19 protein-coding genes are annotated in these 20130 nt (G+C 37.6%); 15 read left to right on the forward strand and 4 right to left on the reverse strand.

Features of this window, described 5'->3' with window-relative positions; translation table 11 throughout:
• The first annotated feature begins 5 nt into the window (after positions 1–5).
• The 9 genes from mngB (at position 6) to GL301_RS02225 (ending at position 10639) form a co-directional block, all read left to right on the forward strand.
• Complete coding sequence (gene mngB, locus GL301_RS02185; protein WP_074384935.1) at positions 6–2633, forward strand: mannosylglycerate hydrolase; 2628 nt, start codon at positions 6–8, stop codon at positions 2631–2633.
• Between the two features lie 32 nt (positions 2634–2665).
• On the forward strand, positions 2666–4600 hold the full coding sequence (locus GL301_RS02190; protein WP_117383256.1) for a BglG family transcription antiterminator: 1935 nt from the start codon (positions 2666–2668) through the stop codon (positions 4598–4600).
• A 126-nt stretch (positions 4601–4726) separates the two neighbouring features.
• Positions 4727–5143, forward strand: a complete 417-nt coding sequence (locus GL301_RS02195; RefSeq protein WP_003724334.1) for a DUF4064 domain-containing protein — start codon at positions 4727–4729, stop codon at positions 5141–5143.
• Complete coding sequence (locus tag GL301_RS02200) at positions 5134–5532, forward strand: hypothetical protein (RefSeq protein WP_012681085.1); 399 nt, start codon at positions 5134–5136, stop codon at positions 5530–5532. Before GL301_RS02195 ends, GL301_RS02200 begins: the two co-directional genes overlap by 10 nt.
• A gap of 108 nt (positions 5533–5640) precedes the next feature.
• Positions 5641–6648: an inorganic phosphate transporter gene (locus tag GL301_RS02205; RefSeq protein ID WP_003723118.1), complete on the forward strand. Its 1008-nt coding sequence runs from the start codon at positions 5641–5643 to the stop codon at positions 6646–6648.
• A gap of 15 nt (positions 6649–6663) precedes the next feature.
• Entirely contained in the window at positions 6664–7044 is a 381-nt protein-coding gene (locus GL301_RS02210; protein ID WP_003728119.1) for a VOC family protein, read from the forward strand.
• A 68-nt stretch (positions 7045–7112) separates the two neighbouring features.
• Entirely contained in the window at positions 7113–7505 is a 393-nt protein-coding gene (locus tag GL301_RS02215; RefSeq protein WP_003724337.1) for a DUF1149 family protein, read from the forward strand.
• A gap of 12 nt (positions 7506–7517) precedes the next feature.
• Positions 7518–7940 carry a NusG domain II-containing protein gene (locus tag GL301_RS02220; RefSeq protein ID WP_003724338.1) on the forward strand — a complete coding sequence of 141 codons (423 nt, stop codon included), beginning with the start codon at positions 7518–7520 and terminating at the stop codon, positions 7938–7940.
• Between the two features lie 227 nt (positions 7941–8167).
• The gene (locus GL301_RS02225) at positions 8168–10639 is read left to right on the forward strand and encodes an InlB B-repeat-containing protein (RefSeq protein WP_010958732.1); all 2472 of its coding nucleotides are present in this window, start codon (positions 8168–8170) and stop codon (positions 10637–10639) included.
• Positions 10640–10686: 47 nt separating this feature from the next.
• On the opposite strand, the gene rph is transcribed toward GL301_RS02225, so the two are convergent.
• Both rph and GL301_RS02235 read right to left on the reverse strand, forming a co-directional pair.
• Entirely contained in the window at positions 10687–13290 is a 2604-nt protein-coding gene (rph, locus tag GL301_RS02230) for a rifamycin-inactivating phosphotransferase (protein WP_117383258.1), read from the reverse strand.
• A 199-nt stretch (positions 13291–13489) separates the two neighbouring features.
• Positions 13490–14362 carry a cell envelope integrity TolA family protein gene (locus GL301_RS02235; protein WP_003741471.1) on the reverse strand — a complete coding sequence of 291 codons (873 nt, stop codon included), beginning with the start codon at positions 14360–14362 and terminating at the stop codon, positions 13490–13492.
• 342 nt (positions 14363–14704) lie between these two features.
• Between GL301_RS02235 and GL301_RS02240 the strand changes: the two genes are divergently transcribed.
• The 5 genes from GL301_RS02240 (at position 14705) to GL301_RS02260 (ending at position 18167) form a co-directional block, all read left to right on the forward strand.
• Positions 14705–14896, forward strand: a complete 192-nt coding sequence (locus GL301_RS02240) for a hypothetical protein (protein ID WP_003728115.1) — start codon at positions 14705–14707, stop codon at positions 14894–14896.
• Between the two features lie 26 nt (positions 14897–14922).
• The gene (locus GL301_RS02245; RefSeq protein WP_003728114.1) at positions 14923–15732 is read left to right on the forward strand and encodes a ZIP family metal transporter; all 810 of its coding nucleotides are present in this window, start codon (positions 14923–14925) and stop codon (positions 15730–15732) included.
• A 292-nt stretch (positions 15733–16024) separates the two neighbouring features.
• A complete protein-coding gene (gene pgdA, locus GL301_RS02250) occupies positions 16025–17425 on the forward strand; it encodes a peptidoglycan N-acetylglucosamine deacetylase PgdA (protein WP_003728113.1) in 1401 nt (466 codons plus the stop codon).
• Between the two features lie 126 nt (positions 17426–17551).
• A complete protein-coding gene (locus GL301_RS02255; protein WP_003722966.1) occupies positions 17552–17755 on the forward strand; it encodes a helix-turn-helix transcriptional regulator in 204 nt (67 codons plus the stop codon).
• A 1-nt stretch (position 17756) separates the two neighbouring features.
• A complete protein-coding gene (locus tag GL301_RS02260) occupies positions 17757–18167 on the forward strand; it encodes a hypothetical protein (protein WP_003728112.1) in 411 nt (136 codons plus the stop codon).
• A gap of 52 nt (positions 18168–18219) precedes the next feature.
• Here GL301_RS02260 and GL301_RS02265 read toward each other — a convergent pair whose 3' ends face one another.
• A complete protein-coding gene (locus tag GL301_RS02265) occupies positions 18220–18519 on the reverse strand; it encodes a hypothetical protein (protein WP_003722968.1) in 300 nt (99 codons plus the stop codon).
• Positions 18520–18599: 80 nt separating this feature from the next.
• On the reverse strand, positions 18600–19154 hold the full coding sequence (locus GL301_RS02270) for a TMEM175 family protein (RefSeq protein ID WP_003734606.1): 555 nt from the start codon (positions 19152–19154) through the stop codon (positions 18600–18602).
• A 146-nt stretch (positions 19155–19300) separates the two neighbouring features.
• Between GL301_RS02270 and GL301_RS02275 the strand changes: the two genes are divergently transcribed.
• Positions 19301–20113, forward strand: coding sequence for a Cof-type HAD-IIB family hydrolase (locus GL301_RS02275; protein ID WP_003733611.1), 813 nt, complete (start codon positions 19301–19303; stop codon positions 20111–20113).
• Positions 20114–20130 lie beyond the last annotated feature (17 nt).

The raw sequence follows: 20130 nt of genomic DNA on the forward strand, positions 1-20130 counted from the left end.
TGAAAATGGCTAAAACGAAAGTACACGTAATTCCGCATTCGCACTGGGATAGAGAATGGTATTTCACTTCAAGCCGTTCAACAATCTATTTAGTGAAGCATTTAAAAGAAGTAATTGAAACATTGGAAGCGAAAGACGATTACCATTTTTACTTAATGGATGCGCAAAGCTCGTTAATAGAAGATTATTTGCACTACTGCCCGGAAGATAAAACAAGATTAGAAAAACTGATTGCTGAAAAACGGCTTATTACCGGGCCATGGTACACACAAACGGACCAATTAGTCATTTCACAAGAGTCGATTGTTAGAAACTTGTTATATGGTACGAGAATTGCACGCGAAATGGGACATAGCATGGCTGTCGGTTATGTCCCGGATGCGTTCGGACAAGGCGGGAACATGCCACAAATTTATAAAGAATTTGGAATTTCAAAGTTTCTGTTTTGGCGCGGAGTTGCCGATAATCGCTTAAAACAAACCGAATTTATCTGGCGCGGTGATGATGGGACGGAAATGCTAGCAGAGCAAATTCCGTTTGGCTATTACTACGGCGCGAACATTCCGGAAAACGAAGCCGAACTTAAAACCTATTTGGATGATCAAATTGGTGCTCTGGAAGAGAAGGCCTCAACGCGAAATGTCTATTTCCCAAATGGCTTAGACCAAGCGCCAGTTAGGGAAAATTTGCCAGAATTAGTTGCGAAATTCAATGAATTAGATAGCACGCGGGAATACCAAATCGCATCACCAGAAACATTTTTCGCGGACTTAGAAAAAGATGTGACCAATTTGCCAGTCATTGCTGGTGAACTAACAGAAGGAAAACATAGTCGGCTGCACAAATCGATTTTCTCTACTCGAGCTGATTTAAAACAAGCAAACAATGAAATCGAAAACTTTTTAAGTAATGTATTAGAGCCGGTTCTTTCCATCAGCTACTCTCTTGGAAATCGCTATCCGCACAATGAACTCGCAGAAATTTGGAAGTTAATGTTTGAAAATGCTGCACATGATAGCATTGGCGGCTGTAATAGTGATACAACCAACCGCGACGTCAAACATCGTTACAAATTGGCTTCGGATTTAGCGACCAATTTACTCGATTTAAACATGCGCCTAATCAGCGAAAAAATCGAACAAAAACAACCGTTCCAATTTACCGTTTTCAACCCACTACCATACGAAAAAAGCGGTGTGATTAAAATGACCGCGTATATCCCAGAAGATAATTTCGAGATAGAAGATACGCAAGGAAACACGCTTGAATACACGATTTTAGAAAAAACAGACCTAACTGATTACGTCTTAAATCAACATATCGACCTAAATCCTAGCAAATCCATTTATTTGCCAGAAAAAGTCTTTTTAGCAACAATGCTAGTAAACGTAAATAGTCTTCCGGCGCTAGGCTACGACACCATCTACTTTAATTTAGAAAAAGAAACAGCGGAGCAAGAACCAACACAATCCACCATGACAAAAATCGAAAACGAATTTTATGAAATCCAGCTAGCTGCCAACAATTCACTCACGATTCATGATAAAAAAGCGGGCAGAACCTATACAGATCAAATGCTTTTTGTGGAAAATGGCGATGATGGCGATTCGTATAACTATTCGCCACCACGTAAAGACCTTGTAATCTCATCGGAAGAAGCGGTAGTGGAAAGCCTAGAGTCTAGTATATCAAGCGTCAACCAAACATTAACTATTTCCTTCAAGTTAAATGTACCGTATAATTTAGAAGAACGTGCAAATGGTGAAAAAAGTAACGAAATGACTATCAAAACAGTAATTTCTTTACGTAAAAATGAAGAACTCATTCGCTTTGATGTACAAGTTGCTAATCAAGTATTGAGTCATCGTTTATGTGTTACATTCGCCACCGAAATTGCTAGCAAATTCTCAACAGCTGATCAATTATTCGCACCAATCCAGCGTCCGGTTCGTCTTCCAGAAATGGATGTATGGGAAGCAGAAGAATGGCAAGAAGCGCCAATTTCGATTGAAGCTATGCAAAGTTTTGTCAGCTTACACGATGAAGCTCATGGGGTTGCTGTAATGACAGAGGGCGTACGCGAATATGAAATCATTGGCGAAAATTACGATACGATCTCGCTAACCCTGTTCCGCACATTTAGCCATATGGGTAAAACTGATTTACTATATCGTCCTGGTCGCGCTTCCGGTGAGTCAATCGTTGCGACACCAGACGCACAACTGCTTGGCGAAATAAATGCCACATTTGCGCTAACTTTATTCGAAAGCTCTTTTGACGAAGCGGATATCGCGAAAAAAGCAAAAGAATATCTGTCGAACCCGCCAGTTTACCAAATGTCTGATTTTCTAAACGGCCGCTTGATTTATGTTTACCGCGATGAAGAAAAAACGCTAGATGCCACATATAGCCTGGCACTTCCGACAATAGATGGAGCGATTATTAGTGCAGTAAAAAAAGCCGAAGACGCCGATGCCTTCATTACACGCTTTTTCAATCCATATTTACAAAAAGAAATTACCATCCCAGAAGTTTTCCGAGGCAAGGAACGCCACTTGGATGAAAGCGAATCAAACGAGAAACAAACGAGATTAAAACATGCAAAAGTACAAAGCTATTTATTTGAAAAATAACGCTTAACTACCTAAAAAAGGAGCTGCTAATAATGGGATATTTCGCTTATAAACGTTTGGAAACACTATATGGCATGCTCCTTGATGCGGGTAGCCACTTATCAGCTCAGAAACTCAGCCAAGATTTACATATTTCCGAACGTACGATACGAACAGATATTGCTAAACTAACTGAATTTCTCGAAAGCCACGGGGCAACGATAACGCTAACTCGAGGCGCGGGATACAAAATCGAAATCCTTGATTCGTTGGTTTTTCAAGCTTTTCAGGCCGAAAAAAACAAACCAAAAAATGCGGGTTATTTTGACCTTGATAATCCCGAAGAACGCGTGAAATACGAGATTTTCATGCTGCTATCAAGCGACGACTATATTAAATTGGAAGACTTGGCAGATACGATTTTTGCTAGCCGTGCAACCATTTCAAATGATATGAAGCAAGTACGAAAAGTTATTGCGGTGTATGATTTAACGCTCGTCTCAAAACCAGGTAGCGGCGTGAAAATCATCGGAGAAGAAGAAAAAATGCGCTATGCTCTAACCGCGTTAATTGCTTCCAAAAACGCCCCGGAATCCTACTTAGAAACATTTTTCGAATGGCACAAACAAAAAGATAAACTGCAAAAATTAATGACAGCTGTGACGGATTATTTTTTTGCGACCAACATTCGTTTCACAGACGAAGCGCTTCAAAACTTACTTTTACATATGATGATTTTGGTGGAACGAATTGAACTCGGTCATACGTTGGAAAAGTTTGAATTAACGGATGTTAGTGAAGAAGAAATCGCGATTGCGACTAAATTGTCTACTATTATAGAGTCGCTTTTCGAAATAGACATTGCGGATGCGGACAAAAATTATTTGCTTCTCCAAATCGCCAGCAAACGAATTCTGAATGTAGAAGATAAAGAAATTAGCGAATTTGATGATTACGCGTATATTGAAGGCATGTTGAACCGCATTGAGTCCCATTACTTTTATCATTTACAAGATGATATGCAGCTTAAAAAGGACCTTGTTGCTCATATTCATTCCATGTTATATCGAGTAAAATACCATATGACCGTCAAAAATCCAATGACAGAGCACATTAAACGCTATTACCCTTTAGCCTACGAAATCACGCTCGATGCAGTGGAATCACTAAAAAAAGACTACCCGTATGACATTAATCAAAATGAATTAGCCTATTTAGCGCTGCATATTGGGGCATCCTTAGAGCGGAATTATCAAATCTCTTACTATCGTCATAAATCAGCCTTGATTGTTTGTGGGTCAGGCTTTGGAACAGCACGAATTGTAGAAGCGAAAGTAAAGTCAGCAGTGAGTAATCTCGATATTACAAAAGTAGTTTCAATCCAAGAATATAACCGTTTTATCCATATTGAAGAAGATATCATTCTCTCCACCGTTAGAATACCTGAGAAAAATAAACCGGTCATCAAAATCAGCAATATCCCAACCAATGAAGAATTAAAAATGCTTGGTGCCATTATTCAAGAACAAACCGATCCTAACCGCGGCTTTCTATCGAATTTTTTCACAGCTGATTTTTTTGCCAGAAGCAGTATGACAAACAAAACAGCAATTTTAGAAGAAATGGTTGACTCATTACGCCAACAAAATATTGTTGGTGAAGGCTTCTTGCAATCGGTTCTTGAACGTGAAAAATTAGGCTCAACTGTACTCGGAACCGGAATAGCAATCCCACATCCACTCGGACTAATGGCCAAAGAAACAAAAATCGTTATTCGGATATTAGATAAACCAATCAAATGGGATCAAAAACAATCCGTTCGCGCCGTATTTTTATTATGTATTAGCAAAAATGATTATGAAGAAGCCATTAATATTTATGAATTGCTAGTAGAATTAGTACGCGAAGAATATGGTGAGAAGCTTTCAAGGCTTTCCGACTTTCATGCATTCACTGCTTTAGCAAATGATATTTTGAAGAAAAAATAAAAGCTACTTCCTTTTTTAGGAAGTGGTTTTTTCGTGAATTTTTCGTGAATTTTACCATTTTTCGTTTAGTGATAGGTTATTTCATGGTACACTATAAGAATAATAACTAAATATATGGAGGATTTAATGAACAGACAAACAGAATTTACATTACTTATTGTGGGGGCTTCATTAAGCATTTTAACTTTTCTAGGTGCTATGTTGTATACCATTATTTTTGGACTTAATACCCTAATGGTAGCTGATACTTTTGGTTATTATAGTAGCTCAGAAGAAACGATTGTACTTGGGATAATTACTTTCTTTTCAGTAGTTGCTGCATTTTTTGCACTCGGATCAGCAGTTTTTGGATTTATCGGTGCATTTAAAGTTAAAAGTGACGGGCCAAAAGTAAAAACATTAGGCGTTTGTTTTATCGTTTTGGGTGGATTGCAAGTATTTACTATTCACGGAATTTTATTTTTGATTGCAGGAATTTTAACAATTACAAAAAAAGAATACAAAACAAATTCTAAAGAAGATGAGGGGACAAAATGGGAATGATAACGTTCTTACCAATATTTTTTATTTTTGCGATTTTTTTAGGACTAGCAGCAAAAGTCCTTTTAGCAATTTGGATTTATAAAGATGCTGAACAACGCGGAATGAACGCAATTCTTTGGTGTCTGTTAATGGTTTTCATTAATGTCATTATTATTCTTGTTATTTACCTGATCGTACGTAATAAAGGAGAAGTCATGAAGCAAAATTTAGGACTACTAATTAGTGGTATTGGTATTGCGGTACTAAATACATTAATGGCGATTATGGCTTTTATTTTTATAATCTTTTTTGCGGTGAATGATGGTGGAATGCATAATATGATGGACGGTTATAACTATGATTATGACGACGGGTACGAGTACGATATGGATAATTTTGAAGATTTTTAATAACACCAACGAGAATCTGCTACCTAATACAGGAGCAGATTCTTTTTATATTTCTATAAAAGGGGTATAGACAATAAAAAAGTGAATATCGACAAGGGGAACTGCTGAATGGATACGGTTATTTTAATTACGGTTATTATCGTTATAATGGGCTTAGCATTTGATTTTATAAATGGATTTCATGATATTGCAAATGCTGTGGCCACAAGTATTTCAACTAGAGCTTTAAAACCGCGAGTGGCAATTGGAATTGCGGCAGTCATGAATTTTCTGGGAGCCATTTCGTTTACCGGAGTAGCTGAATCGCTCACCAAAAGTATTGTAGATCCATTTTCGCTTAATAATGGAGAGTTTGTCGTTTTATGCGGCTTAATTGCGGCAGTGATTTGGAATTTGATGACTTGGCTTGTTGGCATGCCTAGTAGTTCCTCGCATGCGCTTATCGGTGCGATAGCTGGGGCCTCCATCGCATCAGCCAGTAGTTTTAGCGTGCTTAATTGGTCAGGATTTACAACTATTATTATTGCACTCATTATCTCGCCGATTATCGGTTTTACAGTAGGTTATTTGATTTATTCACTCTTTAAGCATCTTTTTCACGACAAAAAGCTTGGGAAGATGAATCGACGCTTTCGTTTTATCCAAATTGGAACAGCTGCCGCCCAAGCATATTCACACGGCACAAATGATGCCCAAAAAACGATGGGAATTATCACGCTTGCTTTAGTTGCGAGTGGGCTTTTGAAAGAGTCAGCTGGTATTCCTTTTTGGGTGCAAGTAAGTTGTGCGGCATCGATGGCGATTGGATCGTCTGTTGGTGGTTATCGAATCATCAAAACAGTAGGAACTAAAATCATGAAAATCACCCCAGTTACAGGTGTTGCGTCCGATTTAAGCTCACTTTCTGTAATCATGACAGCTACTTTGATTCATTTGCCAGTCAGCACTACGCAAGTTATTGACAGCTCGATTATGGGTGTCGGAACAGCTAACCATAAAAAAGAAGTCAATTGGCGTACGGGAAAAAATATGGTTGTAACTTGGTTTATCACGTTACCACTAGCTGGACTTTTGGCAGCAGTGGTATACTGGATATCAGCAGCTATTTTTTTATAATAAGGAGGATTTTAAATGAAAATAGAACATGTTGCATTATGGACAACTAATTTAGAACAAATGAAGCAATTTTACGTCACTTATTTTGGTGCAACGGCCAATGATTTATATGAAAACAAAACAAAAGGCTTCAATTCTTACTTTCTTTCGTTTGAAGACGGAGCAAGACTTGAAATTATGAGTCGGACGGATGTAACAGGAAAAACAACTGGGGAAAACTTAGGCTGGGCGCACATCGCTATTTCAACAGGAACAAAAGAAGCAGTAGATGAGCTAACTGAAAAACTAAGACAAGATGGTTTTGCAATTGCGGGTGAACCAAGAATGACAGGAGACGGATACTACGAAAGTGTCGTGCTAGACCCAGAAGGCAATCGCATCGAAATTACGTGGTAGTATTGATTTGCTAGGAACTTAGTTATCGTGTAATATACGGGGTACATACTACAAATGAGGTGAATTTTATGGATATCGTAACTAATAAAATTGTCGTAGAAAAGTATAATTTTGAAACAATCATGGAAGAAAATGAGCAATTCGAAAACAAAATTGAATTAGAGGTCCATGAAGTCGAGCCAGTCAATGGAAATGTGGAACTTATGTCAAAAGGAAAAATTTTTAAAATCACAATTCCTTTTTTATTAGTCCTTGAAAATTTCCGGATTGACGGTAGAATCAGCCGTATTATTCAATTAAAAGACTTTTTTGGAGATTTTTCCGATTTAGAAGCTGTAGATGTTGAAGGCTTATCCAATCCACTAATTGACTACATCAAACGCTTAACATATGATGTAACAGAAATCGCATTTGATGAACCGGGAGTTAGCTTGGATTTTAACGCTAATCATAATAGCTAGTTAGGAGAGAAAATGCGTCAATATATGAAAATGGTACGTCCGTTTGATTTTGTAATTATTATTTTACTAATCTTGGGTTCGTTTTTACCACTAATATTATTTTCTGTCGCTGAAGCAAAGCACGTGGGCGATGATGTCGTAGCAGTTATTTCACAAGATGGCAAAGTGGTTCGGGAAATCCCGCTAACTGGGCACAAAGGAAATGAGCAGTTTACGATTAAAGGAAAAGGCGCGCAATATAATTTGATGGAAGTAGATGGCGAGCGGATTCGAATAAAAGAAGACAACAGTCCAGACCAAGTAGGCGTCAAAATGGGCTGGAAATCCAAAGCCGGTGACACCATTGTTTGTTTACCACATAAAGTTTTCGTAGAGATAAAATCGACAAACAAAAAAAGCAAAGACCCCGATACAGATTTAATTGTGCCGAATTAAAACACACTAAGCGATTAGTGTGTTTTTTTGTTTGAACCAACTAATTTAAAAATTATTGTCAAATTTATGTCACGTGTTTTCATGGTTGCTACTTAGGTATCTAAGAAACAAAAATAAGAAGCGGAAATTTGCATATTAAAATTAGACAACTACTTCAAAATACGGTGTTACAATCAATAAGCCATAATAATGATTGTAAGTAAGCTTAGTTGAAGGAAGGTACTAAAATGAAAGCGAAAAATAATTTTTTTAAACAATTAATTTCCATAATGACTGTCTTGAGCCTTTTGTTCATGGTATTAGGTATTCAGGGTAATAATGAGGTTAAAGCAGCAACTTTAGCCACGCTACCAGCCCCGATTAATCAAATTTTCCCAGATGCAGATTTAGCAGAAGGAATACGAGCAGTGCTTCAAAAAGCAAGTGTCACAGATGTAGTGACACAAGAAGAATTAGAAAGCATTACGAAATTAGTAGTAGCCGGGGAAAAAGTAGCCTCCATTCAAGGGATCGAGTATTTAACTAATTTGGAGTACTTAAACCTTAATGGAAACCAAATTACTGATATTAGCCCATTAAGTAATTTAGTTAAATTAACGAATCTGTATATTGGAACTAATAAAATCACTGATATTAGTGCCTTGCAAAACTTAACTAATTTAAGGGAGCTATATCTTAATGAAGATAATATTAGCGATATTAGTCCATTAGCAAATTTAACTAAAATGTATTCTTTGAATTTGGGGGCTAATCATAACCTCAGTGATTTAAGTCCGTTAAGCAATATGACAGGTTTGAATTATTTGACAGTCACGGAGTCTAAAGTAAAAGATGTGACACCAATAGCCAATTTAACCGACTTATATAGTTTAAGTTTGAATTATAATCAAATTGAAGATATAAGTCCGCTAGCTAGTTTGACAAGTTTACATTATTTTACAGCATATGTGAATCAAATTACTGATATTACTCCTGTAGCTAATATGACAAGGCTAAATTCTTTAAAGATAGGAAATAATAAAATTACTGATTTAAGCCCATTAGCTAATCTATCACAATTAACTTGGCTAGAAATCGGTACCAATCAAATTAGCGATATTAATGCGGTTAAAGATTTAACTAAATTAAAAATGTTGAACGTTGGTAGTAACCAAATTAGTGATATATCTGTTCTAAATAATCTTTCCCAATTGAATTCTTTATTCTTGAATAATAATCAACTTGGGAATGAAGATATGGAAGTGATTGGTGGATTAACTAATTTAACTACTTTATTTTTATCGCAAAATCATATTACAGACATAAGACCATTAGCAAGTTTAAGTAAAATGGATTCCGCTGACTTTGCAAATCAGGTGATAAAAAAACCAGCACGTAATTTTTCGAAGACATTATCTGTTCCGAATAATATAACTAGCATAGATGGAACACTAGTTACTCCTAAGACAATTAGCAATAATGGAACCTACGACGCGCCAAACGTGAATTGGTCTTCGCCGAGCTATCTTCCAGAAGTAAGATATACATTCAAGCAAGATGTGGCGGTGGGATCAACCACAAGTAGTTATACTGGTATCATAATTCAACCGCTAAATGAGCCAGTAGACTACAATGTCACATTTAATATAGACGGCAATACAAGCGAAGTAAAAACTGTAACAGAAGAAGATCTAATTCCAGAACCTGCGAACCCGACCAAACAAGGTTATACATTTGATGGTTGGTACGACGCCGAAACAGGTGGAACAAAATGGGACTTTACAACTGGGCAAATGCCTGCAAATGATCTCATGCTATATGCCCATTTTTCCGTAAATAGTTATCAAGTGAATTTTGATATAGATGGCGCAGTAATGAATGAAGCGGTAGTATACGATACTTTGCTCAATGAACCGACCGCTCCAACCAAACAAGGTTATACATTCGATGGTTGGTATGACGCAGAAACAGGCGGTAATAAGTGGGATTTCAAAACGATGAAAATGCCCGCAAATGATGTTACTTTATATGCACATTTTACTGTCAGCAGTTACCAAGTGAATTTTGATATAGATGGTGCGGTAACGAATGAAGCAATAGTATACGATACCTTACTCAATGAACCGGCGACTCCAACTAAACAAGGTTATACATTTGATGGCTGGTATGACGCAGAAACAGGCGGTAATAAGTGGGATTTCAAAACAATGAAAATTCCCGCAAATGATGTCACTTTATATGCGCATTTTACCATCAACAACTATCAAGCTAATTTTGATATAGATGGTTCGGTAACGAATGAAACGATAACATATGATACCTTACTTAATGAACCGACTGCTCCAACCAAACAAGGTTTCCTTTTCGATGGGTGGTATGACGCAGAAGTAGGCGGAACAAAATGGGATTTTAACACGATGAAAATGCCTGCGAACGATATTACTTTGTACGCACATTTCAGTAAAGAAACGCCACTTATTCCTAGCCCATCTGACGAATCAGACTCGAAACCTACCAATGGATCAATCACTATAAATGAACCGAGTGCAACTAGTATGCCAGTCCAAAATAATAACATCACAGTAACAGCAGGGGAAAATACTCCAGAACTAACAACAGCTAAACTTCCGAAAACTGGAGATAATAACCCGTGGCAAACACTATTCGCCGGGATATTACTTTCATCATCCGCGTTTTATATTTGGAGAAAAAAAGCATAATTAAAAAACCCAGTATATCCTAAAATGGAGATTACTGGGTTTTTGGTTTAATCAAGAATCTCAATATAGCCTTCTGTCCCATTGATGCGAATTTGCTGGCCATCTTTTATAATGGTAGTTGCATTTTCGACACCCACGACAGCGGGAAGGCCGTATTCGCGCGCAATCACTGCTCCGTGCGTCATAAGCCCGCCAACCTCGGTCACAAGTCCTTTAATAGATACAAATGCGGGAGTCCAACTAGGGTCAGTATAAGCCGTAACAAGAATATCGCCATCTTCTAAATCCGCTTTTTCCATATCTAAAATGACGCGAGCGCGACCTTCAACTGTCCCTGATGAAACTGGAAGTCCAAGAATGGCGTCTTTAGGGAGATTTTCGCGTTTGTATTCGCCGTTAATCATTTCCCCATCAGAAGTAAGGATGCGTGGTGGCGTTAATTTTTCAAAAGTGGCGAAATCACGTTTTCGAACGTTAATAAGTTCGTAATCAACTTGACCAGTACGCACGACTTCGCGCAGTTCCTCAAAGTAAAGAAAATAAATATCTTCTTGCTCTTGCAGAATGCCATCTTTTACAAGTTGTTCGCCAGCTCGAAGTAAAGCCAGTTTGTAAATAAAGTAGCGATTAATCATCCCATATTTAGGATACTCACGATAGCCGATGAAATGACGTAAAATATCGATTTTTTCTTTTGTTTCCATCGCTTTTTGTTCCCCGTCCGGAAGCTCTTGCAAACGTCTTAGGATTTCTTGTTCTTTATGGAAAGCTTCTTTTTCTCCCTGGGCAAATTTGTGCATACTCGCGCCGGAGTCGAAATTTTTGATGTTACTTAAAATCAGCGGAATAAGCGTTAGCGGGTTTTCAATCCAACGAGTTTTGGTTAAGTCAATTTCACCCGCACAGCGCATCCCGTATTTTTGAAGGTAATCTTCTAGCGCTTTTTTGGTTTCTGCACCACCTTCTAAAGTAGCTAGTTCATTCATGAAATCAGGGTTTTTCGTTTGTTCTAAATAGGCTCTGACAGCAGGGTAGGGGCGAATGACGTCAGCTACATCTAATAATTCAAGTCCCATTTGTGAAGTAATATTGTTTGGGGCTGATTCTGACAGTTTATCGGCGACATTTTTTTCTCCGAGCCACTGGTAGATATGTTCATTTAACCAAGCTGAAGCGTCCATACCTGCCATAATGGCATCAATACTAGTAGGATTAAATAAAACTCGCTTTAATTCTTCCAAATCCTCTACGATAAAATCAAACAAATCAGATCCGCTTTTCGTTTCGATGGATTGCTTCAAGTGTTTTATGGAGTTTTCGCTGTTTCGAACTAATTCAAAAACGCTAGATGAATCAGGAATGCTACGTACGGGTGGTTTTCCAGAAACGGTCGCATGGCTTGGATTTTCCTCGGTTGGTAGTGGAGGCAGGAATCCTTTTTTGTTAATTACAGTGAGCAAGGCATCTTTAATAAGTGGGTCTGATTGACCGAGTGAATTGACCATCATATCGCGAGAAACTTTGGCTGACAGGCTCTGAGTAATATCGACAAACAACCGCCCTCCTGATGTATACATCGTGGCGGGAGTCGTCATTAAATAAAAGGAAAGTCCCAGTGGTTTCATCGCGTCAGTCATCATTTGCTGATGTGCAACAGAAATATAAACACGATTGCCGGGTTCGTTTACTTCTGGAATTGGATATAAAGTCGTGATAGGTCGACTCTGAACAATGTAAAAAGCACCTTCCGCTAAACACCATTCAATATCTTGTGGTTTCCCAAAATAGGCTTCGATTTTTCTACCAAGTTTCGCAAGTTGTATTATTTGTTGGTCAGTTAATGTTTGCTTGGTTTGTTGTGATTTTTCAAGTATGCGAGTCTCCGTTCCACCTTCTTTTAAACTGTAAATGGCGAGTTTTTTAGTAGCGATTATTTTGTTCGTAATAGTATTTTCTCGGACTGTGTATGAGTCAGCAGAAACTAAACCGGAAACAAGCGCTTCACCTAGCCCGAAACTGGCATCGATAGAGAGGGATTTGCGATTCGATGTAATTGGATCAGCCGTAAATAGGATTCCGGATGCTTCGGGGGAAATCATTTGTTGAATAACGACGGCAAGTTGGACTTTACGATGATCGAACTGATTTTGAATGCGATAAATAATCGCGCGTTCGGTAAACAAAGAAGCCCAGCACATACTGATATGTTGTAATAAGGCATCTTTACCAATAATATTTAAATACGTATCATGTTGCCCAGCGAAGGAAGCGTGGGGAAGGTCTTCGGCAGTGGCGCTAGAACGTACGGCGAAAGGCATCTCATACCCACCCACATCTAAAAGCGTAGCATCCATATAACTCGCTATTTCAGAGGGGATTTGTGTATGTTGAATAAGCGTTCGAATCGTTTCGCTGATTTCTCTAATAGCATCCATGTCACTTGTTTTTAGGGAAGAAAGGCGTTGGAGCAGTTGCGTAAATTCATTGTTTTCCGCTAAGGTTCGCTTGTAAGCTTCTGTTGTCAGGCAAAAACCTGCGGGAACATGTACTCCTTCGATATTAGAGCAAGCACCTAAATTCATTCCTTTACCACCGACAAGTGCTTCTGAATGCGGCCGTATTTCTTGAAACTTGAGTACATATGGTTTCATATATTTATCCCCCAATTTTTTTCGAAAAATAATACTTGACTGTAAAGAACCTCTTGTTGTATAATTAAAGTAGGGATTGCTTTACATTAGTATATTTTACCGATATTATCTATCTAAATTTACCATGAATCTAGCCTAAATTCAATTAAAAACAAATAGAAAAGCAAAATTTCTCATGATAAGAAATTTTGCTTTATTTTTATTGTTCAAATTTACATAAAGTTAAGCCTTGTGCCTTTGCTTGAGCAACTGTCACAGCAGTTTCGCCATTAGAGTTATTTAAGCCGCGACAATTTTGATCATAATGATATCTTTTGCCAGTAGCAGTGATATAAACCATTTGTCCTTGTTCGTTACTCGTGTCCGGTTGTGCAGCTGCAGCTTTTGAACGTTCTGCTGCAACCCGTTTTTCTTCCGCAGCTTTTTTCTCGGCTGCCACTCTAGCTTCTTCGGCTTTCTTTTCAGCCGCAATTTTTGCATCAGCTGCGCGTTTTTCTTCCGCTGCTACACGTTCGCGTTCTACTCGTTCTGCTTCCGCTTTTTCCGCGGCTACTCGCTCTGCTTCCGCTTTAGCAGTAAGTTTTGTTTCGTAAGCAGGGGTTAGTGCTAGTTTAAGCGTTTGTTCTTTCGTTTGGCCATCAATGACAATAGAAAGAACGGCATCTTGTGCTTTATCCAGTTGATTTACAGAAAGACTGAAAGCGCCGTTCTCATCAGCTGTAGTCACGGCGTCAGGAATTGCAACGAAATCAAGCGTTACTTCTGCCCCTGGATTTGTTTTCCCTTCGACGACCAAGGTACCTTCATCATCTGTTGTAAAAGTCGTTTCTGCTTTTAAAATTGGGGTATTATCAACTTTCTCCGTTTTTTCTTCTTGTTTGGTTGGTTCTTCAGTTGAGGCTTCCTCGTCTGTGGTCGGAATAATTCCAACACCAATAATAATAGCTAAAATAGAACTAATAATAATGATTTGTGTTTTTTTACGAGGCCAATTTTTCCTTCTAAAGCTCACCAGTCCAAAAATCAATACACCAATACCTACTAGAAACAATAAAGTTCCTAATCCCGTCATATACATCTTCCTCTCCCTTTTTGTCTAACAAAATTATTATATGCATAATGTGAGTTAATGCACAAGTTAAATCAGCCGTTTTTTGTACTTTTTACAAAGAAATTCAATGAAAATGTTCAGAAAATCAAAAAAATGATAAAAAAATTACATATTTTGCTAAAAAGACAGTAGTTGTCTAAGTAAATGGAGATTAATCAGAATGTCGAGGTTAGATGAATTAGCTAGAAATTCATCATAGCGAAAGGAAGCGTATTAGTGAAAAGGATAAAGAGGAAGCAGCTTGAATAATCCGATTGATTGCTTTATGATGAAGGAAAGACAAGTGCTTTGGAGGTGCTAGAAATGGCGAAACCGATAGAAGAAATTGGTGAAGAAATCGGAGCAAAGGTAGAGAAAGTTGCACGGAAAACTGGAAATGTTGCTGGAACGGCAGCTAAACTATCTGTTTATAGTTCCATTTGGGCTGTGAAAACAGGCGTAAATAAGACTCGTGCATTTGCTCAAGGCTTTAAACAAGGCTGGTCTGGTAAATAAAAGCATAGGAAAAGGGAGAGCATGAATTGTTAAATTACTTATCGTCACTAAATCCGGTACTGTTAGCACTTCTTGCCGGTATTTTTACATGGGCTTGTACCGCAGCAGGAGCTTCACTCGTATTTTTCTTTAAAAATCTAAATAAAAAATGGGGCAATGTTATGCTAGGATTTGCTGCAGGCGTTATGCTCGCAGCAAGCTTCTGGTCGCTTCTTGCCCCTGCAATCGAAATGAGTAAAGATTTAGGGAAGTTTTCCTTCGTACCAGCTCTAGTTGGCTTTTTGCTTGGGGGAATATTTTTACGTGTTATTGACCGTATTATTCCACATTTACATTTCGGGTTTCCAGAGCAAGCGAAGGAAGGACCAAAAACTTCTCTTCGAAAAAGTATCTTACTGGTTCTTTCCATTACTATTCATAATATTCCAGAAGGGGCAGCTGTTGGGGTAGCTTTCGGAGCAGTGATAACTGGAGACACGGAGACGCTTATTACTGCAATAGTTTTGGCGCTTGGTATTGGTATTCAAAACTTTCCAGAGGGAGCGGCAGTATCCATTCCTTTGCGCGGAGAAGGGCTCTCGAGAGGGAAAAGTTTCTGGTATGGCCAACTTTCAGCGGTAGTTGAACCAATTTTCGCTGTAATTGGTGCTGTATTGGTTGTTTTTGTTACACCTATTTTGCCGTTTGCGCTGGCCTTTGCAGCAGGTGCAATGATTTTTGTTATTGTAGAGGAATTAATTCCTGAATCTCAAGTAGAAGGTTCGACCGATTTAGCAACTGCTGCAACGATGGCGGGATTTGCAGTAATGATGGTTTTAGATGTTGCGTTAGGATAAAATAATAAACTGGACAAAAAACGACATTTAATATTTGCGGAATGCGTTTTTTTACGGTAAAATTAATAGTGAAATACTTCACAATATGTTAGTTTTCAGGGGTAATCCTGTAACTATAAATCGGACACGGTAAAAGCTCCCACTTTATCCGTGTCTTTTTTTTGACAATTGTTATAGAATTGTTGGTCCTTTTTTCCTATTTTAGTACAAAAGCTAGAAAGTTGCTTTTTTTCATGTATAATTGTTTTATAAGAAAAGCTGGGGAAGGTTTTTCTAAGGTGAGGTGCATAATGTGAAAATTAGGTGGATTAGACTTTCACTAGTTACCGTTCTCATTATTGCCGTGGTTTTTGTTGGTGTAATAGGTTTCCAAAAATACCAATTTTCAAAGTCGCGCAACAAAGTAATAATGCAGATGGACAGACTAATGAAAGACCAAGATGGAGGAAATTTCCGCCGCTTGGATAAGAAAGAAAATGGAGTGGAAATCATTTCTTACATTCCTAAAACAACTGAGAAAAAAGACAACGAAATTATCCAAAAAGAAATTGAAAAGGCCACAGATGCAGAGGTTAAAAAGTTAAATAGAGATAAAGAAACTCAAGGGATTATTTTTTACACTTACCAAAAGCATAGAATGGCCGAGCAAGCAATATCTTATAAAGCTGTTCAATCAGAGTACGTAAAAGAAGGTAGAACTAAATTTGTACTCAAAGATAAAAAAGATATTTGCAAAAACATAGTAACCGACGCAGAAACAGGTGCTTTGTTAACACTTGGGGAAGTATTAATAAAAAGTAATCAAACTAAATTAAATTTAAAAACAGCTGTTGAAGAAGAACTGATTAAAACAGGGGGTTTTTCTTTAAAAGATGTTGGGAATCTTGGGGAAATTAAGAGTTTAGTGAAATGGAATCAAACAGATTTCGAAATTACGAACTCTGAACTAATTTTGCCAGTAAAAATACCAGGTGCACCGGAACCGAATAAAGTAAAAGTAAAACTTGCTGATATTGCTAGTTCTGTGAATAAACGCTACTTACCAAGCAGTGTGAAAGTTCCAGAAGTGCCAAAAGCAAAAACCAACAAGCGAATTGCGCTTACTTTTGATGATGGTCCAAGTGCCTCGGTAACACCAGGCGTACTTGATACATTGAAACGCCACAATGTAAAAGCGACATTCTTTGTACTTGGCTCTAGTGTCATACAAAATCCGGGTTTAGTAAAACGTGAATTAGAGGAAGGGCACCAAGTTGGCAGCCACTCATGGGATCACCCGCAATTAACTAAACAATCGACACAAGAAGTGTACAACCAAATTTTAAAAACGCAAAAAGCAGTATTTGATCAAACTGGATATTTTCCAACTACAATGCGCCCTCCATATGGTGCAGTAAACAAACAGGTGGCTGAAGAGATTGGTCTTCCAATAATTCAGTGGTCTGTTGATACAGAAGATTGGAAAAACAAAAATGCTGGTATAGTAACGAAAAAAGTCCTTGCTGGTGCAACGGACGGAGCGATTGTACTAATGCATGATATTCATAAAACCACTGCTGCGAGCCTTGACGCTACATTGACTAAATTAAAGAATCAAGGATATGAGTTTGTTACTATTGATGAACTTTATGGCGAGAAATTGCAAATTGGGAAGCAATATTTCGATAAAACAGATTCAAGAATGGTGAAATAAAAATCAGTAGCTAAGATGAATGAATCATTTTAGCTACTTTTTTTATACGAAATGTAAAGTTTTCTTTACGTGAAGCTGTATTTATTTTATAATAACTGTAAATACTTCTTATTTGGTGGTGGTTAATTGAAAGTCCGTAATAAAGTGAAACAGCTGCGGGAAGAAAGAGGAATCGGACAAAATGAATTAGCTTTAGCATTAGAAGTTTCAAGACAAACAATCCATGCTATTGAAAAAGGTAAATATAATCCTAGTTTAGAGCTAAGTTTGAAGATGGCACGCTATTTTCGTTTAACAATAGAAGAGATTTTTCAACTGGAGGAGAATTAGCATGAAACGATACATTATTAATCGAGGTATTATGGTTGCGGTAGTTATTATATATATGTATCCACTTTTAGGAATAATTAAAGGGGAAAAAATATTTGGAGATATCGGTACACCAATTGTTATGATTATTGCGGCTTTAATTGGTACACTGAGTTCTGTATTCTTATCTGAAGAAAAAACGAAGCGGGAATATGAGAAAGAAAAACTAGAAAAAGATGAAAGATATATCAACAATCGCAAAACATTCTCCCATTATTTGCTGATTGTTTTAGCTTTGACGATACCAATTGTGTTAATTGTTCTTAATTTAAATGGGATTGAACAAATCTCCATTTCGAGTCTGACGATTATTTTTCTTATCTTCTGTTTTGCGTATATGATTGTTCTAGAAATTATCCGAAAAAAAGTATGATTTTAGGCAAAATAAAAAACATCCAACTTGTTCGTTGCATGTTACCTAGCATTTACCAAATTTTGGTGACAATGCCATAAATACTATTACGTGTAATCCAACCATTCACGTGTTTGTGATTATTAGAAATTTGATATTGTTTACCGCGGATTTTACTGATTTTATGTGTAAAAAAACTACCGCGAACTTTGCAAAATACGATATCGTTGACTTTGAGTTCTCTCATGCCAATCGGTTCTAAACGAACAGGTTGCATCGATTTAATCAAAGGTAACATTGAATTTCCGCCTTCTTTATAACGCTCAATGGTTTCGCCACGTCTGAGTATTTCTACTGCATCCAGGCTTCTCATAATTATGCTCCTTTCTTGTTGTTAGTGCCAGAATAACAAAATAGTAAAGCGAAGTCAACGAAATTTTTCGCTGACTTTTTTTATTTTGGAGGCTGACGGCGGTTTGTGAGTTGAATAATCCAACCAGCGATTGGGAAAATAATAAATAAAATGGTGGATATTTGTGGAGCGAAGAAACTGATAATACCAAGCATGATTACAAATATGAAACTAGAGATTCGAAACTTCCAATTGTCGATACCTGAATCTTTTCCATTTACCGCGTGATGCAATAATTGGAATAGCACCGAAGTAATCAAAATAGTAATAACAAATCCAATAATCGGTGCGGTCATATCTGGATGTTGCATGATTGCTCTTGTAAATAATGGGATAAGTGACAAAACTAATAAAAATAAAATATTAAATAAGACGGCAGATGTGGAAATGAATGTGACTTGATCAAACAGCCTGCTATGTGAATACCAAAATTGTCCGATAATTAATCCGCCTTCGATAAATATAAAAATTTCCCATAAGAATGCTTGTGTGCTAGCTGCGGTAAATACATCCGGTAAAGTCATTCCTAAAACAATGATTGTAATTATAATTGCAAAAACACCATCACTAAATGCTTCTAATCTTCCTTTTGACAAGGTTTGGGCCCTCCTTTCGTGTCTTGTTATTTATGATATGGGCTAGTTTAGTATAGCATATTTTATAATTAAACAAGCTGTAGCAATGTGGCGCGAAAAAATTTGGTATAATAGAATAAAATTAACTTTAAAAGGAGCTTAAACGGATGATTAGAGCGATTTCTGTAGATATGGACGGGACTTTTTTAGATGGAAATGGTGAATATGATCGTGCTAGATTTGAGAAGATTTATGTTGAATTAATGAAGCGTGGGATTAAATTTATTGTTGCGAGTGGGAATCAATATTATCAGCTTAAATCTTTTTTTCCAGGGAAGGATGAGGAGCTTTTTTATGTTGCTGAAAATGGGGCGGTTATTTTTCATCAAGGGGAACTTCGGAGTGTGAATCGTTTTGAGGAAAGATTAGTTCAAAAGATTTTGCGGACGTTGATTCAAGAATATCAAGATTTGCAAGTGATTCTTTGTGGGGTGAAGAGTGCGTATTTATTAAAAGCCGCCGATCCCGATTTTAAAGCATTTGCGAAAAAGTATTATTTTGAGTTGCAAGAGTTGGATTCGTTCGATGTACTTCCGGATGATACGTTTATTAAGTTCGCGCTTGATGTGGAAGTGGCTAAGACAGGGCAAATTGTGGAAGATTTGAATCAAATGTTTGCCGGTGAAATTCGCGCTGTGTCGAGCGGGCATGGAAGTATTGATATTATAATTCCGGGTGTGACGAAAGGGAGCGCGATTCAGCAACTATTGAATGAATGGCAAGTGGCGCCAGATGATTTACTCGCTTTTGGTGATGCGAATAATGATATCGAAATGTTGCAATTAACGTCGCATAGTTACGCAATGCAAGAAAGCAGTCCGGAAGTTCTTGCTGCTGCGAAACATGTGGCTGCTTCTAATAAAGAAGCGGGCGTGTTACAAGTTATAGAAGAGTATATGAAAAAAAGCCAAAGACCTTGAGGTGGTCTTTGGCTTTT

This window comes from Listeria sp. LM90SB2 (assembly GCF_028867355.1).
GTDB classification, from domain to species: Bacteria; Bacillota; Bacilli; order Lactobacillales; family Listeriaceae; genus Listeria; species Listeria monocytogenes_B.

Excerpts from the sequence above, each read along its gene's own strand:
- mngB (WP_074384935.1), top strand. The coding sequence starts at position 6 with ATGGCTAAAACGAAAGTACACGTAATTCCGCATTCGCACTGGGATAGA.
- GL301_RS02190 (WP_117383256.1), top strand. The coding sequence starts at position 2,666 with ATGGGATATTTCGCTTATAAACGTTTGGAAACACTATATGGCATGCTC.
- GL301_RS02195 (WP_003724334.1), top strand. The coding sequence starts at position 4,727 with ATGAACAGACAAACAGAATTTACATTACTTATTGTGGGGGCTTCATTA.
- GL301_RS02200 (WP_012681085.1), top strand. The coding sequence starts at position 5,134 with ATGGGAATGATAACGTTCTTACCAATATTTTTTATTTTTGCGATTTTT.
- GL301_RS02205 (WP_003723118.1), top strand. The coding sequence starts at position 5,641 with ATGGATACGGTTATTTTAATTACGGTTATTATCGTTATAATGGGCTTA.
- GL301_RS02210 (WP_003728119.1), top strand. The coding sequence starts at position 6,664 with ATGAAAATAGAACATGTTGCATTATGGACAACTAATTTAGAACAAATG.
- GL301_RS02215 (WP_003724337.1), top strand. The coding sequence starts at position 7,113 with ATGGATATCGTAACTAATAAAATTGTCGTAGAAAAGTATAATTTTGAA.
- GL301_RS02220 (WP_003724338.1), top strand. The coding sequence starts at position 7,518 with ATGCGTCAATATATGAAAATGGTACGTCCGTTTGATTTTGTAATTATT.
- GL301_RS02225 (WP_010958732.1), top strand. The coding sequence starts at position 8,168 with ATGAAAGCGAAAAATAATTTTTTTAAACAATTAATTTCCATAATGACT.
- rph (WP_117383258.1), bottom strand. The coding sequence starts at position 13,290 with ATGAAACCATATGTACTCAAGTTTCAAGAAATACGGCCGCATTCAGAA.
- GL301_RS02235 (WP_003741471.1), bottom strand. The coding sequence starts at position 14,362 with ATGACGGGATTAGGAACTTTATTGTTTCTAGTAGGTATTGGTGTATTG.
- GL301_RS02240 (WP_003728115.1), top strand. The coding sequence starts at position 14,705 with ATGGCGAAACCGATAGAAGAAATTGGTGAAGAAATCGGAGCAAAGGTA.
- GL301_RS02260 (WP_003728112.1), top strand. The coding sequence starts at position 17,757 with ATGAAACGATACATTATTAATCGAGGTATTATGGTTGCGGTAGTTATT.
- GL301_RS02265 (WP_003722968.1), bottom strand. The coding sequence starts at position 18,519 with ATGAGAAGCCTGGATGCAGTAGAAATACTCAGACGTGGCGAAACCATT.
- GL301_RS02275 (WP_003733611.1), top strand. The coding sequence starts at position 19,301 with ATGATTAGAGCGATTTCTGTAGATATGGACGGGACTTTTTTAGATGGA.